General features: G+C 72.6%; 15 protein-coding genes. All 15 read left to right on the top strand.

What is annotated here, in order from left to right:
- Positions 1-206 precede the first annotated feature (206 nt).
- From HYQ63_RS01330 to HYQ63_RS01260, 15 genes are read left to right on the top strand one after another with little or no spacing between them, the layout of a single operon-like run.
- Positions 207-1,322, top strand: a complete 1,116-nt coding sequence (locus HYQ63_RS01330; protein ID WP_257231517.1) for an aminoglycoside phosphotransferase family protein — start codon at positions 207-209, stop codon at positions 1,320-1,322.
- 37 nt (positions 1,323-1,359) lie between these two features.
- Positions 1,360-2,679, top strand: coding sequence for an aspartate aminotransferase family protein (locus tag HYQ63_RS01325; protein WP_179932097.1), 1,320 nt, complete (start codon positions 1,360-1,362; stop codon positions 2,677-2,679).
- Positions 2,676-4,490 (top strand): 1-deoxy-D-xylulose-5-phosphate synthase N-terminal domain-containing protein, encoded by a 1,815-nt coding sequence (locus HYQ63_RS01320; RefSeq protein ID WP_179932096.1) that lies wholly within the window; start codon positions 2,676-2,678, stop codon positions 4,488-4,490. The genes HYQ63_RS01325 and HYQ63_RS01320 overlap by 4 nt, the downstream gene beginning before the upstream one ends.
- Entirely contained in the window at positions 4,471-5,850 is a 1,380-nt protein-coding gene (locus tag HYQ63_RS01315) for a glycosyltransferase (protein WP_179932095.1), read from the top strand. The genes HYQ63_RS01320 and HYQ63_RS01315 overlap by 20 nt, the downstream gene beginning before the upstream one ends.
- Positions 5,847-6,704: an SDR family NAD(P)-dependent oxidoreductase gene (locus HYQ63_RS01310; protein WP_257231516.1), complete on the top strand. Its 858-nt coding sequence runs from the start codon at positions 5,847-5,849 to the stop codon at positions 6,702-6,704. Before HYQ63_RS01315 ends, HYQ63_RS01310 begins: the two co-directional genes overlap by 4 nt.
- Positions 6,701-7,318 (top strand): DUF1349 domain-containing protein, encoded by a 618-nt coding sequence (locus HYQ63_RS01305; protein ID WP_179932094.1) that lies wholly within the window; start codon positions 6,701-6,703, stop codon positions 7,316-7,318. Before HYQ63_RS01310 ends, HYQ63_RS01305 begins: the two co-directional genes overlap by 4 nt.
- A gap of 2 nt (positions 7,319-7,320) precedes the next feature.
- Entirely contained in the window at positions 7,321-8,538 is a 1,218-nt protein-coding gene (locus tag HYQ63_RS01300) for a sugar MFS transporter (RefSeq protein ID WP_257231515.1), read from the top strand.
- Positions 8,535-9,530, top strand: a complete 996-nt coding sequence (locus HYQ63_RS01295) for a methyltransferase (RefSeq protein WP_179932092.1) — start codon at positions 8,535-8,537, stop codon at positions 9,528-9,530. Before HYQ63_RS01300 ends, HYQ63_RS01295 begins: the two co-directional genes overlap by 4 nt.
- An 11-nt stretch (positions 9,531-9,541) precedes the next feature.
- Complete coding sequence (locus tag HYQ63_RS01290) at positions 9,542-10,399, top strand: endonuclease/exonuclease/phosphatase family protein (RefSeq protein WP_257231514.1); 858 nt, start codon at positions 9,542-9,544, stop codon at positions 10,397-10,399.
- A gap of 35 nt (positions 10,400-10,434) precedes the next feature.
- Complete coding sequence (locus HYQ63_RS01285) at positions 10,435-11,031, top strand: sugar O-acetyltransferase (RefSeq protein WP_257231513.1); 597 nt, start codon at positions 10,435-10,437, stop codon at positions 11,029-11,031.
- 41 nt (positions 11,032-11,072) lie between these two features.
- Entirely contained in the window at positions 11,073-11,768 is a 696-nt protein-coding gene (locus HYQ63_RS01280) for an HAD family phosphatase (protein ID WP_179932089.1), read from the top strand.
- Positions 11,769-11,806: 38 nt separating this feature from the next.
- On the top strand, positions 11,807-13,456 hold the full coding sequence (locus HYQ63_RS01275) for a glycoside hydrolase family 13 protein (RefSeq protein WP_218929527.1): 1,650 nt from the start codon (positions 11,807-11,809) through the stop codon (positions 13,454-13,456).
- A complete protein-coding gene (locus HYQ63_RS01270; protein ID WP_179932088.1) occupies positions 13,449-14,336 on the top strand; it encodes a prephenate dehydrogenase in 888 nt (295 codons plus the stop codon). Before HYQ63_RS01275 ends, HYQ63_RS01270 begins: the two co-directional genes overlap by 8 nt.
- Positions 14,337-14,373: 37 nt before the next feature.
- The gene (locus HYQ63_RS01265) at positions 14,374-15,150 is read left to right on the top strand and encodes an AfsA-related hotdog domain-containing protein (RefSeq protein ID WP_179932087.1); all 777 of its coding nucleotides are present in this window, start codon (positions 14,374-14,376) and stop codon (positions 15,148-15,150) included.
- A gap of 19 nt (positions 15,151-15,169) precedes the next feature.
- Positions 15,170-15,817: an isoprenylcysteine carboxylmethyltransferase family protein gene (locus HYQ63_RS01260; RefSeq protein ID WP_179932086.1), complete on the top strand. Its 648-nt coding sequence runs from the start codon at positions 15,170-15,172 to the stop codon at positions 15,815-15,817.
- Positions 15,818-15,822 lie beyond the last annotated feature (5 nt).

Here is a 15,822-nt window from a genome sequence, read left to right as displayed (position 1 = left end):
CGTCCACAAAAGTCTGGTCATATCCCTAGGACGACAGAGCGAGCACAGACTGCGGCGGCAGCGGGACAGGTGCATCACAGGGCCACGACAGAACCGCTTGCTGGAATCACTGCACTGTCCAGCACCAACCACCAGATTCAGGCAGGGGAGGGTCCCATGCGAACGTCGTGGAGCTCCGGTCGGCCACCGCGCCCGCAGGACCGCCGATGACCGCTGCGGTGCCGCCCCGCGTGGAGGCGGCCGGGAGCGCGGGATGGGTGCGCCAGGTGCTCGCCGCCCGCTGGGGACCGCGGTGGTCCGGTATCCCTGTGCGGCCGCTCTCGGCCGGTGACACCGCGCCGCTCAGTCACACCGCGGGCCTGTGGCATGTGGAGCGCCCCGAGGCAGGCTACGTACTGAAGGTCCAGCTGAATCCCGACGCCGCACGGGAGCCGCGATTCTATCCGCTCAAGGAAGAGGTCCTCGCGCACTGCCGCAGCCACGGGGTGCCCGCCCCGGCGGCCGTGGCGGCCTCGGACGGCGCCACCAGCGTCTGGCACGACGGGCTGGTGTGCGAACTCGCTCCGCTCGCGCCGGGCGCCGCGTCCGGCGAGCTCACGCTCGCACAGGCCGCCGCCGTCGTACGCACCGGGCTCGGGCTGCGCCGCGCCCTGGACCGGCCGCCGGGCGGGGTGGCGGACACGCTCGCCCCGATCCGGCTGCCCCGGCTGGTCGACGAGGAACACTGGCCGTCCGCCCTGCGGGACGCCGAGGAGCGGCTGCTGCCGCTCGCGGAGCGGCGCGGCGACAGCTGGGGCCGGGCGGCCGCCTCGGCGCTGCGCGGCGTCATCGCGTCGGGCCGGCTGCTGCGAGAGGCCGGACCGGCCGCGGCGGGCGAACAGCCCGCCAGGCCCGCGGTGGTGCACGGCGACCTGCACTACCACCACTTCCTGTTCTCCCCCACGGGCGACGGTGCGGGCGAAGGCGATGGCCCTGACGTCGCAGCCGTGCTGGACTTCGACAATCTGCACGTCGGCGACCGGTTGCTGGACCTCGCCTGGCTGGCCGAGATGGCGGGGCGGGTGGCCGACGAGACCGGCCGCCGCCGCTCCCTCGCCGCGTTCCGGGAGGCGGCGACGGCCGCCGGCCTGCTCGCGCCGGGCGAGGAGCGGCTGTTGATGCCACTCCTGATGGCCCACTCGCTGCCGGTGATCGTCGACATCGCCAAGGACATCCTGCTCAGGGACATCCTCAGCCCTGTGTGGACCGAGTACTTCGACCTGCTCGCACCCCCGCGCAGGCTTCGGATCCACCAGTCCCTCGTCTCTCCGCTCCCACGCTGAACGCGTGGGCGCACCCCCTCACAGAGAGAGATACCTCATGTCTGTCCAAGAATCCACGCTGTCGTCGTGGCCGACCGACCTGTCCGCCTACTGCTTCGAGGTCCCGCACTCCGAGGACGCGGTGCTCTTCACCTCCGGCAAGGGAATCCGGCTACAGGACGCCGGCGGCCGCAGCTATCTGGACGGCCTGTCCGGCGTGTTCGTCACCTGCTTCGGCTACGACTGCGAGCCCATCACGCGGGCGGTGGAGGACCAGCTGCGGACGCTCCCCTTCAACCCACCCCTGCACGGCACCAATCACGCCGCGCTGGAGCTGGCCCGGGGCCTGGTCGACCTGGCGCCGCCCGGCATCACGGCGGCCAAGCTGGTCAACGGCGGTTCGGAGAGCGTCGAGGCGGCGGTCCGGCTGGCCCGGCTCTACCACCGTACGCACGGCAACCCCGACAAGATCAAGGTGCTCAGCCACTACCACGGGTACCACGGCGCCACCTTCGGCTCGCTGTCGCTGACCGGGCGTCCCGATGTCGGGCGCTTCGGCCCGGGCCTGGGCGGCTTCCTCCACGTCTGGCCGCCGGACTGCCTGGAGTCCTTCTGGGGCGTGCCGCCCGAGGAGTCGGGAGCGCTGGCCGCGTCGATCATCGAGCGGACGATCGAGGCCGAGGGCCCGGATTCGGTGGCCGCCCTGGTCATCGAGCCGGTCATCCATCTGCGCGGCATGGCGATCCCGTCGGCCGACTACCTCACGCGGCTCCGGGAGATCTGCGACCGGCACAACGTGCTGCTCGTCTTCGACGAGATCGTCACCGGATTCGGCCGCACCGGCAGGCCGTTCGCCGCCCAGACCTTCGGCGTCACCCCGGACATCATGTGCGTCGGCAAGGGCATATCCGGCGGTTACGCCCCGCTGGCCGCGGTGCTGATGGCCGAGCGGGTCGCCGCGATTCTCGGTGACTCCGGCGGTCCGCTGGCCTTCGCCCCCTCGCACACGTACGCCGCCAACCCCATGGCCTCGGCCGCGGGCCTGGCCGCGGTGAACCTGTTCCGGGACGGCGACTTCCCGGTGCGGATCGGCAAGCTGTCGGAGTACATCGAGCCGCGGCTGCGGGAGCTGATCGGCGGGCGCGGCACCTTGCGGTCGATCGGACTGCTGTACGGGGTCAAACTGCTGGAGGACGGCGGCGAACGGCCGATCGGCGAACGGTTCGCCCAGGCGTGCCTGCGGCGCGGCCTGATCATCCGCGGCCAGGACGACTGGTTCGTCATGGCTCCCGCCTTCGTGACGACCGAGACCGAGGCGGACGAGATGCTGCAGGTCCTCGCCGCCGCCCTCGACGAGGTGTGCGGGAGCGGTCGATGACCGGGCTGAGCGGTCTCTTCGCCGAGCCGGGTCAGGCCGCGCTGCCCCGGCTGACGCCCGAGGAGAGCACGGTGGTGCGGCGCGAGCTGGCCGAGCTGGAAGCGGGCGATTACAGTGGCCCGCTGCTCGACTCGCTGCGCAAGCTCGCGGCCGCCGTTCCCGAGCGGGTCCATGACGACAGCGCCCGGGTACTGCTGCGGATGCACGAGATCGCGGGCTCGGGGAACTACCAGAGCTGCCTGTCGTCCCTGCCGCTCGTACGCGCCTGCTTCGAGCTCGGACTCGTATCCGCGGACTCCGAGGAGGGCCAGGGCCCGGCCGAGCTGATCGTCGGCCGGGGACACATCGCGCCGAGCTTCTACGCCGAGCACTACGTCCGTGGCACCTTCCCGTTCACACCGCTGGCCACCCTGCACCAGGGCGGACTGACCGGGGTGATCCACCGGGACCTGGGCTTCCGCAACACCATGCGGTACAGCCTCGGTGTGGGCGTCGCGCAGGCGGTGAGTCTCGCCAGCGCGATGGCCGAGCGGGGCGACGACCGCAAGGTGGTCTGCCTGGCCGGCGACGGCGAGTTGCAGGAGGGCGTGGTCTTCGAGTGCCTGCGCTTCGCCCACGACGCGGGTCTGACCAATCTGGTCCTGGTCGTGGACGCCAACGACAAGGGCATCGAGCCGCTCCCGAGGCCGCTCAGCCGCGACTACCTGGCCGGCTATCTGCACCGTGTCGAGGAGGTCGACGGCCTGGACGCGAAGGCCGTCGCGGACTCGCTCGGCGAACTGCTGGCCGCGCCGGGGTCGGCGGCGCTGGTGTGCCGGACCCGCAAGGGCGACCACAGTTTCAAGCCGAAGCCGGCAGAGGGCTCGGCCGCACCGGCGAAGCCCGCCAAGGTGTCCTTCGCCGCGACCACCGGACGGATGCTGGCCGACCGCCAGAAGCGCACCGGCCGGGAACTCGCGGTGTTCACCGCCGACATGGCGAACCGCTTCGGGCTGCGCGGCAAGGTGCCGTACACCAACACCGGGCTCGCGGAGACGCTCAGCCTCGGCCTGACCCTCGCGCTGCCCGAGCGGACGCTGAAGGTGGTCGCCACCGACGCGATGTACTACATGGACTCGCTCAGCATGCTCACCGAGGCGACCACCAGCGTGCGCAATCTGCTGGTGCTGGCCGGGCGCAGCTGGGGGGCCTGGGGCGGCGCGCACAACGCCGCGAACCTGCTCGGCCTGGTGATGAACACCCGCGTCTACGAGCCGGTGACCGAGGCGGAGTTCGACGCCTGCCTGGACCGGCTGGACCACAACCCGGACATCACGCACGTTCTCAGCACGGTCGACGCGAAGTTCGACCCGCCCGGGGCGGACTGCTCCGCAGACGTGGACGGCGGAGTGTGGATCACCCCGCCCGCCGCCGGTGACCTGGGGACTGCCCTGGTCACCTTCGGCTACGCGACCGTACTCGTCGCGGAGGCCAATCGGGACCTCGGCCTGCCGCATCTGCACTGCGCGGCGCTCGACCCCGAGCTCGATGCGGAGACCGTCGCGCGCTTGCGCGGCAGCGAACGGCTGCTGGCCATCGAGTACAACGGGGCGCACGGCGGCTTCGGCGAGCGGCTGCGCACGAAGTACCTGCTCCCGGCCGAGGTGCACGGCGTACAGCGGGACATCGCCAACCGCGTGCACGACAAGCAGCTCCGGCTGCACCGGATGAGCCCGGCGCAGCTGCGCGAACTGCTCGACGGAAGGCCGTCGGACGCGGACGGCGAGGACCGTCCCGGGGAGGAGGCCCCCCGTGCGGCTGCACGCGCATGACTACCGGGCGCCGGACACCTCGGGCATCGTCGACGGCGCCATCCTCATGCATCGTGAGGTGGCTGAACTGCTGGACAGCCACCGGAGCGTTGCCTGGCACGATCTGACCCGCGGTGCCGAGAGTGTCGCATCGGCCTCGCCGGGCGAGGTGGTGTACGCCGGGGCAGGCCCGTACGCCTTCCTGCACCACCTGTGGCGGGAGCGTACGAAGGGCCGCTTCCGGATCGTCCGCGAGGTGCACACGGCGCTGTGGTCCGGCTACTGGGCGCAGGAGGAGCTGTGCGCGCCGCTGCTGCGCCCCGGTGACCTGGTGCTGTTCCCGACCGAGTACACGCGCCAGCTGTTCATCCGGCATCTGGCGTCGGTCACCGAGGACAACTCGGCGGTCGCCTACCCCATGCTCGACCGGCTGCCCCGGCTTCCCCGGGCCCGGATACCGGCGCCCGACGAGCCGCTGCGCATCGGCTATCTCGGTGCCCTGTCTCTGGCGAAGAACTTCGACCAGGTGCTGTCGGTCTTCGCTCGCTGCCACCGGGCGAGCCCGGGGCGCGTCAGTCTGCTGTGCGCGGGCAAGCCGAACCATCCCCGCTGGGAGACCGGTTCGGTGCTGGCGGAGCTGGGCCGACAGGGGGTCGAGCCGGATGCCGTCCGGGTGCTCGGCGTCCTGGGGCAGAACGAACTCGCCGGGTTCTTCTCGGAGATAGATGTGCTGTTGTTCCCGAGCACGGCGTCGCGGGAGACGCTCGGCCGGGTGGTGCTGGAGGCGCTCGCCCACGGGATTCCGGTACTGGGTGCCGATATCGGCCCGGCCGTCGAACTGCTGCCCGCGCGCAATCTGGTGCCGACGGCGCTCGACACCGAGACCGCGTTCTCCATGAGCAGGGTCGAGGCGCTCGGCTGGGTCGACGAGGACGCGCTCGTGGACAAGCTGTGCGGCCGCGACTTCGAACCCGCGGACGTGACTGCCGAGTCGCCGTACCAGGACCGGACGTTCCTGCGGGCGCTGTCCGGCGAGGTGGTGCGACAGGAGATCGCCTACGACGCCCGGCTGACCGGTCGGCTGACGGTGGAGCGGCGGACGGGCGTCGACCTGGACCGGGCGCTGGCACGGTCCGAGCAGATCTTCACCGACTTCTTCCGGCGCCGGGACGACGGCCTGCTGTCCGCGGTGGACGCCCTGCCGGAGGAGTCGGGCCAGGACCGGAGGGAGCTGCGGCGGCTGATCACCGAAGGAAGCCGCAATCTGGCGGACTACCGGGCTTTCCCCCGGCTCCTGGACGCCCTGGTGCTACCCCCGCTCGACTACGGCCTGACGCCGGAGCCCGTAAGCGCAACGCATGGGAAGGACATGACGGCATGACGACAACGGAATCCGGGACCGGGACCGATACGGGGACGGGGACGGGGCTCGCCGGCAAGGTGGCGCTGGTCATCGGCGGTGGCCGGGGCATCGGTGCCGCCGCGGTGGAGGCGCTGGCCCGGCAGGACGCGACCGTGGTGGTGGCCGACACCGACCGGCTGCCCTCGGTGTTCAACCACTACCGGTCCACCCGGGTGAGCGGCTTCGCCGACGCCCAGAAGCTGGCGGCCCGGCTGAGCGAGGCGGGGCTGAGGGTGACCGCGGCGGAGGTCGATGCCACCGACGAGGCCGCGGTGCGCGAGCTGTACGGGTCGCTGGCAGGCGGGCCGGGACGGCTCGACGTGGTCGTCAACGCCTTCGGGGTGACCCATGTCAGCCCGGTGGAGCAGATGGAGCTCACGGAGTTCCAGCAGGTGGTGTCCGGGAATCTGGACGGCGTCTTCCTGTCCTCCAAGCACGCCGTGCCGCTGCTGCGCGACTCCGGCGGCGGGGCAATCATCAACTTCTCCTCGGTGTCGGGGCGCGGCGGCTTCGCCAAGGTGTCGCACTACTGCGCCGCGAAGTTCGGAGTGATCGGCTTCTCCTCCTCGCTCGCCCTGGAGGTGGCCCGCGACGGCATCCGGGTCAACGCGATCTGCCCCGGGATGATCCGGACCAATATGTGGAGCTATCTCCTGTCGGCGTTCGTCCGGCCCGGCGAGACCGAGGACGAGTGCTGGGAGCGGATGCGCACCATGATTCCCCAGCGGGAATTCCAGACCCCCGAGGACATCGCGGAGCTGGTGGTCTTCCTGGCCACGGCGAAGAAGGTCACCGGCCAGGCGATCAGCGTCGACGGCGGGATGACGGCATGACGGCGTCGACGGAGCCCACGGGCACCGCACAGACGGAGGCCGTGTTCGGCTTCGACGAGGGCTGGAGCTGGTCCGCCGAGCCGCTCTCCTGCTCGCGTACCGGCGGGTCGCTGGAGATCACCGCGCCGGGAGGGGCCGATCTGTTCGCCATGCCCGGCGCCCACGAGGCGAGCGGACTGCCGCTGCTCCAGCGCACGGTCCGGGGCGACTTCACCGCCTGGACCCGGATCTCGGTCGACGGCGCCGCGTTCGGCGACGCGGGCGGGATCGCCCTGCACGGCCCCGAGGGCTGGCTCAAGGTCTGCGTGGAACGGGTCAAGGCGGGTGGCTGGGCGGTGGTCACTGTGCTGTCCCGGCCGGTGTCCGACGAGGCGCTGGGGCCGGCGCTGGCCGGTCCCGAGGCGGAGCTGCTGGTGACCCGCGAGGGGCCCCGGCAGGCGGTGTTCTTCCGTGCGGCGCCCGAGGACGACTGGCGGTTCGTACGAACGTTCTTCGGCTTCTCGGAGCCGGAGCTGCGGCTGGGGCTCTTCGTCCAGGCGCCGTTCACCCCGTCCGCCTCGGCCGTCTTCGCCCCGGTCAGGTTCCGCGCCACAGCCCTGCCCGACCGGAGGTGACCATGCCGGTGCCGCCCGCCGCGCCCGCCCGGCTACTCGTCGTGGCCCCTCTGGTGCTGTCCCTGCTGCTGGGTGTGGTCACCGCGGCGCTGGGAGCGGCGTTGCCGCTGCTCAGGTCCGCGTACGGGCTGCCCGAGGGGGGCGGGGCCGAGCTGGTCGGGCTGTACAACCTGGGTGCGCTCGCCGGGGTCGCCGCGTGCGGGTTGGGCGGCCGTACCGGCGCCGGGGGGTCCGCCACCGGGCGCCCGGTCCTCGCCCTGCTGGGCGCGTTCGCGGGCGGCTGCGCGGGGATGGCGCTCGCGCCCACCTGGTGGCTGCTGAACGCGTTCGCCACGGCGACGGGCTTCGGCGGGCTGCTGCTGTATCTGAACGCCTTCTTCGGCCGCTTCCCGGGGCGGCGCGGGCTGCTGCTGATGAATCTGCTGCACGCGTGCTTCGGCGCGGGCGCCACCGTGGGGCCGCTGCTGGTGGGGCGGTTCGGTGAGGTGTCGTGGCTGCTGCTGGTGACGGCGGGGCTGGCGGCGCCGCTCCTCTGGCCGGCCCGGCACCTCGGCACGGCGGGCCCCGGCACCCCGCCTACGACCGATACCGACACCGACGCCCCGGCCGGGCGCCGTCGCCTGCCCCTGCTGACCGTGTTCGCGGCCGTGGCCTTCCTGTACGCGGGCGTGGAGGCCGGTATCGGCGCGCTGGAGTCCACCCACCTGGAGGCCGCGAGCCGTTCCGCCGAGGAGGCCGCCGGGCTCACCGCGCTGTTCTGGGCGGGCCTCACCGCTGGCCGGGTGGTGCTGCCGCCCGTGACGCACCGGCTGGGCCAACCGCGGCTGGTCCTGCTCTGCCTGCTCGCCGCCACCGGCCTGCTCCTCACCACGCTCGACGGCCGCTGGGCACCGGCGGGTTACGGGCTGGCCGGGTTCGCGCTGGGCACGGTCTTCCCGACCGTGCTCGTCTGGGCCACCGCCGCCCTGCCGCTCCCTCCGGAGCGCGTCAGCGCCGTACTGCTGCTGACCAACCTGATCGGCAGCGCGGCCCTGCCGCCCCTGCTGGGCCTGTTCGCCGCCCCGGCCCGGGCAGCGGTGTCGATTCCGCTGTCGATCGCCACTCTCACCCTGCTGTGCGGCCTGGCTGTCACGGCCGCCGTCGCCCTGGCCCGGCGGGCGGAACCGACCGCCGCCCATCCGCACCCCGCCGACCGACCCGACCAGAAGGTAAGGACATGACCTCACCTCAGCCCGTCACCGAGTTGTTCTGGGCGTACTGGAAGACCAAGACGATGCTCAGCGCCATCGAGCTGGGCGTCTTCACCGAGCTGGCCAAGGAGCCGCTGCGCGGAGATGAGCTGGCCGGCCGGCTCAGTCTCGGCCCCGGCGCCGTCGGCGACTTCCTGGACGCCCTGGTGGCGCTCGACCTGCTGGACCGTACCGGCGATGTCTACGCCAACACGCCTGCGGCCGACGAATACCTGGACGCGGGCAAGCCCGCCACCTATCTCGGCGACAGCTACCTGACCCAGTGCGCGGGCCTGGCCGACGACCTGACGGGAGTGCTGCGGACCGGCGAGGCGCTGCGCGGGGCCCGTACCGGCCGGGACTTCTACGCCGACATGTACGCGACGTCGAACTCGGTCCGCGCCTTCCAGCGGGACATGACGGCGCTGAGCATCGGCTCGGCGCGGGTGATCGCGGAGAGCTTCCCCTGGGACAGCTACCGCTCGCTCGCCGACATCGGCGCGTCCGAGGGCGCGCTGCCCGGCCGGATCCTGCTGCGCCACCCGCATCTGACCGCGGTCGGCTTCGACCTGCCGCAGGCCCGCGAGGGGTTCGAGGCGTACACCGGCGCGCTCGGCCTCGCCGACCGGATGAGCTTCAGGCCCGGGGACTTCTTCCGCGACGAACTGCCCTCGGCCGACGTGCTGGTGTTCGGGCACATCCTGCACAACTGGGGGCTGGAGGAGAAGCGGCTGCTGCTGGACAAGGCGTACCGGGCACTGCCGGAGGGCGGGGCCGTGCTGATCTACGAGACGCTGATCGACGGCGACCGGCGGAGCAACGCGGTCGGGCTGATCCTCAGCCTCATGATGCACTTGGAGGTCCCCGGCGGCTTCGACTACACCGGCCCCGAGTGCCAGGAATGGCTGCGTGAGGCGGGCTTCCGGGAGACCCGCGTGGAACACCTGGACGGTCCGGAATCCATGATCCTCGGATTCAAGTGAGCGGGGCGGGCATGCAGCCGGCGACGGCCGCCGCGAGCGACCTCGTCATGTTCTGGAACCTGTACGAGGCGGGCATCGACCGGCTGGAAGGCCGGGACGAACGCTGGCTGCTGCAGCGGGACATCGTCGCGGAACACCGGCCCCGGGTGCTGATGACCACCGAGGGGTGGGGCTGGGACCGGGACGGGGGGCGGTTCTTCGAGGACGCCAAGGCCGGGTTCGGCATGGACGGCGCGCTGTTCACCGCGAAGACCGGCTGCCATCTGGCGATCTTCTGGCAGCGGGACATCGAACCGGTGGAGACCGAGCGGATACCGCACGACCTCGCCCCGTGGCACGGCCACGGCAGCGTCACGCTGCGGCTGCCCGGGTGGTCGCACGAGCTGCGGTTCGTCGTGGCCCATCTGGACCCGTTCAGCCCCACGAACCGGCGGATCGAGTCCGACCGGCTGCGCCAGTACGCGAACCCCGCCGCGCCGGCCCCCACGGTCCTGGCCATGGACGCGAACTCCCTCCCGCCGGACGATCCGGAGCCGGACTGGACGACCGTGCCCCGCCACCGCCGCGACGACCACCGGTGGCCCGGCGAGAAGCACGCCGACCGCTCTCCGCTGCGGCGGCTGCTGGGCGAGGCCGACGATCCGCTGTTCGTCGACGCGGGAGCCCATGCGCGGGATCGCTCGCCGACCTTCGGGCACCACCCGCCGGGCCAGGCGCCGCGCCGCATCGACGTGTTCCTGCTGTCGCCGCCCCTGACCGGGGCGCTGGCCTCGTACCAGGCGGTGGACGACCCCCGGCTGCTCCCGCACGACGGACGGCCGGGCGCCTCCGACCACCGGCCGATCACCCTCCGGCTCCGCCCCCGGTAACCAGCCCCCGGAAAGGCATCTCAATGGACGAGGACATGGAAGCGACCGACGAGCGGAGACAACTGGCCGCGCTCAAGGCCCGGATGGCCGGCGGACTGCCGTACGTGTCCACGGAGCCGGCCCTGATGCCCTACCGGGAGCGCTGTGCCCGCCTCCTGGACGCGTTCAACGCGACCGCGCTCACCGACGACAAGGCCCGGCAGCCGATTCTTCACGAGCTGCTCGGCCGGGTCGGGCCCGGCGGCTGGGTGATGCCCCGGTTCCTGTGCGAATTCGGCTTCTTCATCGAGCTGGGCGCCGAGACCAGGATCAACTTCGACGCCGTGCTTCTGGACTGCGCGCCGATCGTGCTGGGTTCGCGCGTCTGGCTGGCGCCGAGGTGCCAGCTCTACACCGCCGACCACGACCTCGACCCACAACGGCGGAGCGCCATGTGGGAGCGGGCCCGGCCGATCACCATCGGGGACGACGTGTGGCTCGGCGGCGGGGTGATCGTGCTGCCGGGGGTGACCATCGGCGAACGGACCGTCGTGGGCGCCGGAAGCGTGGTCACGAGGGACCTGCCGGCCGACGTGATCGCGGTGGGCAACCCCGCCCGCGTGATCCGCGAGGTGCCACGGCCACAGCCGTGACCCCGCTCCCCCGCCCCTGACGTACCCGAGAAAGGTTCCTGATGGACCCAGCGATCCAGGCCGTCGTCTTCGACCACGACGGAGTGTTGGTCGACTCGATCCGCCCCCACTTCCTCGCCTGCTCCGCCCTGTTCCGGGAGCACGGCGCGGAACTCCCCCAGGGGCGGTGGGCGCGGGAGGTCTGCGGCAGCCCCGACGCGCACCCCCTGCTGTTCGGCATGCTGCGGAACTCCGCCGGGGCCGTCACCCGTACCGACGCCCAGCTCCAGGACCGGCTGGACACGCTGTGGGCCGAGCACTTCACCCCCGAGAACGTGCGGTTGATGCCGGGAGTCCGCGAACTGCTCGCCGCACTGCGGGCCGTGGGCCTGCCGCTCGCGGTCGCCTCGGCGGCGGACGAGGGCTGGGTGCGGCGCTGGCTGCGCCACTACGAACTGGCCGGCAGCTTCGCGACGGTCGTCACCGGTGACCAGGTACCGCGGCGGAAGCCCGACCCCGCCGTGTACCTGGAGACGGCCGCGCGGCTTTCGGTGGCGCCGCAGCGCTGCGTCGTGTTCGAGGACTCGGTGAGCGGGGTCGCGGCGGCCCGGGCGGCGGGCATGACGGTGCTGGCCGTTCCCACCCCGCTGACGCGTGCTTGCGACTACTCGCTCGCCCACCGTGTGCTGCCCGATCTGACCGTGGTGGATGTGGCGGAGCTGTCCCTCGCGGATCCGGCCCGGGCCGGGCAGCCGTGACGGCGCGAACGGCGCGACCCGCGCGCTCCGTACGGTCCGTGCCCCAGGACCGGGCCTGGTGGCGGAGCGCGGTGATCTACGAGATCTACCTGCGCAGCTTCGCCGATGGCAACGGGGACGGCACGGGCGACCTCGCCGGGGTCCGGGCCCGGCTGCCGTATCTGGCGCGGCTCGGCGTCGACGCCCTGTGGTTCACGCCGTGGTACCCCTCGCCCATGGCCGACGGCGGCTACGACGTCGTGGACTACCACGGTGTCGACCCGCTGTTCGGCACCCTCGACGAGGCCGAGCGGCTCATCGCCGAAGCCCTTGAGCTCGGCATCCGTACGGTCGTGGACATCGTGCCGAATCACGTCTCCAGCGCCCATCCGTGGTTCCGCGCCGCGCTCGCCGCGCCCCCCGGCTCCGCGGAGCGCGCGCTGTTCCACTTCCGTCCCGGGCGCGGCCCGTCGGGTCAGGAGCCGCCCAACAACTGGCGTTCGGAGTTCGGCGGCCCGGCCTGGACGCGGACCGCCGGGCCGGACGGAACGCCCGGCGAGTGGTTTCTGCACCTGTTCTCCCCCGACCAGCCCGACCTCAACTGGGGCCACCCCCGGGTGCGCGACGCCCACGAGGAGGTACTGCGGTTCTGGCTGGACCGCGGGGTCGCGGGCATACGCGTGGACTCCGCGACCCTGCTCGCCAAGGACCCGGCCCTGCCCGACCTCGCCGACCCCGGCCTCGCCCCGGAGGACCCCTCGCACCCGTACGCCGACCGCGAGGAACTCCACGGCCTCTACCGCTCCTGGCGGCGGATCACCGACTCCTATCCCGGCGACCGCGCGCTCATCGGCGAGATGTGGCTGCACGAACCCGGGCGCTTCGCCCGCTATCTGCGCCCCGACGAGCTGCACACCGCCTTCAACCTCGACTTTCTGCGCAGTACCTGGGACGCCGAACAGCTGCGCCGTTGCGTCGACGCCACGCTCGCCGCGCACGGCGGCGCCCCCGCCTGCTGGGTGCTGTGCAATCACGACGTGACGCGCACCGTCACCCGCTACGGCCGGGCCGGCACCGGCTTCGACTTCGCCGCCAAGGCCCACGGCACGCCGACGGATCTCGCCCTGGGGACCCGCCGCGCCAGGGCCGCCGCGCTGCTCACCCTCGCCCTGCCGGGATCCGTCTACCTCTACCAGGGGGAGGAGCTGGGCCTGCCGGAGGTCGAGGACATTCCGGCGGACCGGCTGCGCGATCCGATGCACTTCCGCTCGGGCGGCGAGGATCCGGGGCGCGACGGGTGCCGGGTGCCGCTGCCGTGGGGCGGTGCCGCCCCGCCGTACGGCTTCACGGGTGAGGACGCCGAGCCGTGGCTGCCGCAGCCGAAGGGGTGGGCGGAGCTCACCGTCGAGGCGCAGGAGGGCGTGGCCGGATCGACGCTGGAGCTGTACCGGGCGGCGCTGCGCCTGCGGCGGGCGCTGCCCGCGCTGCACGGCGCGCCGCTGGAGTGGCTGCCCGGCGGCCCCGGCGTGCTCGCCTTCCGGCGCGGTGACGTGGTGTGCGTGGTGAACCTCTCGGACCGCGCCGTCCCGCTGCCCGAGGGCCACACCGTCCTGCTGACCAGCGAGCCGGGGCCGCCGGGCGGCGCCGCACTCGCTCCGGACGCGGCGGCGTGGACGGTGCGGGACGGGAAGGACGGCGCACATGCGTAGCGCGGCAGTGATCGGAACCGGCCTCATCGGCACCTCGGTGGCGCTCGCCCTCACCGGCCAGGGGGTCACCACCTACCTCCTGGACCGGGATCCGGAAGCGGCCAGGACCGCCGCGGCCCTGGGCGCCGGCCTCGCCGCGACCCCGCGCGCCCCGGTCGACCTGGCGGTCGTCGCGGTGCCGCCCGCGCATACGGCGTCGGTGCTCAAGGAGTATCAGCACCGCATGCTGGCGCGTTTCTTCACCGACGTGGCCAGCGTCAAGATGCGCCCCCTGATGGACGCCGCGTCGGCCGGCTGCGACCTGACGCGCTACGTCGGCGGACACCCCATGGCGGGGCGGGAGTTGTCGGGTCCGATGGCCGCCCGCGCGGACCTCTTCCAAGGCCGTACGTGGGTGCTCACCCCCTCCGCGTTCTCCCGCGCCGAGGCCCTGCACCACGCCACCGAGCTGATCGAGCTGTGCGGCGGCCAGCCGGTGATCATGGGACACGCCGAGCACGACCGGGCGGTCGCCCTGACCTCGCATGCCCCCCACATGGTGGCGAGCCTGCTGGCCGGCCGGCTGCTCGGCGCTGAGACGGCACAGCTGCGGCTGGTGGGCAAGGGGCTGCGGGACGCGACGCGCATCGCGGCGGGAGACGCCGGGCTGTGGGCCGACATCATCGGCTCGAACGCGGGCCCCGTCGAGCGGGTACTGGCCGAACTGGCCGAGGAGCTCGGCGCGGTCGTCGCGGCGCTGCGCGAGCTGGACGACTCCTTCGCGGGTCCCCGCGGGAAGGCGGCGGCGGAACTTCTGGCGGCCCTCGCACGGGGTGAGGAAGGACGGTTGCGGATCGTCGCCGCCGAGCGGCCGGCCGACGCGGCGCAGGCCGCCCGCTGAACAATGCCGAACCGGCACACCACGGAAGGGAACCAGGATGAACGACGAGATCGTGTTCATCGTCGGAGACCGCTTGGCCGGGGGGCCGCCACGGGCGGGCCTCACGTCGTTGTCCAGGCTCATAGCGGACTTGAGAGCGGGGCGGCTGAGGGATCCGCTGCCGATGCTCGTCCCGGGACAGGGCATCGAACGGCACGAGATGGACCTCATCCGGGCGGAGCTGAAGCGTTGTCGGCTGCCCGGGACCGCGCTGTGGGACGCGGTCCCGCCGGAGCTCGCCGGCCACGCTGAAGTCCACAAGCACCGTCAGGAGAACGTCCTGATCGCCGGTCTGCGGCGGGTCGGCGACACCCGCTACCGGGCCGTGCTGCGCCTGTCGAACACGAACGAGATGGTGCTCGACCACACCACCGGCACCCATGTCACGGGAATGGTGGTGACGGAGGCCGTCCGGCAGATGTCGCTGGCCGTCGCCGAACGGTATCTGCTGAAGCCGCGTCAGCCCGTCCAGCGGTTCCTCCTCAACTCCCTTCAGGTGTCGTTCTCCCGCTTCCTGCTCCCGCTGGACGCCGAGATCGACTATCACCTCGACGAGGCCGTATGGAAGCGGCCGGACGTGCTGCGCTTCCGCGGGCAGTGCGACGTCCTGCAGTCGGGCGTCACGACCGCGTCCGGTTCCATGGACCTGTCGGTCTACGAGGAGGGCGCGGCCGAGCGGATCGAGGAGACCCAGAGCGACGCCGCCGTCCAGCGGCTGGCCGAGCGCCATCAGGCCGCCCGGTCGCCGGAATCGTCCGAGCACCGCGTCCCGTGACCCGGCCAGGAGGTCGACCATGACATGGCTTCTGCGGAGATTTCCGCTGTTCGTGCTCACCGTGTCCGTCATGGCCACGGCGGTGGCCACCGTCCGTGAGGCGGCCGGCTGGTCCGCTCCGGCGCACCGGGTCGGATGCGCCCTCGCGGCGTCGTATCTGCTGTGGCTGCTGCTGGAGAGCTGGACGACGGTGCGCAGTTCGCGAGCGACCGAGGCGACGACCGACCGCGGCACGGTCTACGCGTACGGCGCGGCGCGGGCCGCCACCGTGGCGACCGCGTGCCTGGTGCCGACGGACTGGTCCGGATACCGGCCGTGGATGCCCGTCCTGCCGGTGGCCTTCGTCTGCGCCGTCGCCCTGCGCCTGGCGGCGGTCCGCGCCCTCGGGCGGTTCTACTCGCACCGGGTGCGGGCTCTCGGCGACCACCGGATCGTGGACACCGGCCCGTACCGCCTGGTGCGGCATCCCGCGTACGTCGGCATGGCGGCCGCGCACATCGCCTTCGTCGGCTACTTCCTCAACCCCGCGAGCGCCGCCGCGCTGGTGGTCCTGCTGCTGCCGGCCATCGTGGTGCGCGTCCTGGTTGAGGAACGGATGCTGTTCGCCCTGCCCGGCTACTCCGACTTCGCGGCGTCCCGACGCCGTCTCATCCCCTGGGTGTGGTGACATCG

It is taken from the genome of Streptomyces sp. Rer75 (genome assembly GCF_013414305.1).
Classification (GTDB): Bacteria; Actinomycetota; Actinomycetes; order Streptomycetales; family Streptomycetaceae; genus Streptomyces; species Streptomyces himastatinicus.
Note: the sequence above shows the minus strand (reverse complement) of the source record. Positions and strands in the feature narration are given on the sequence as shown.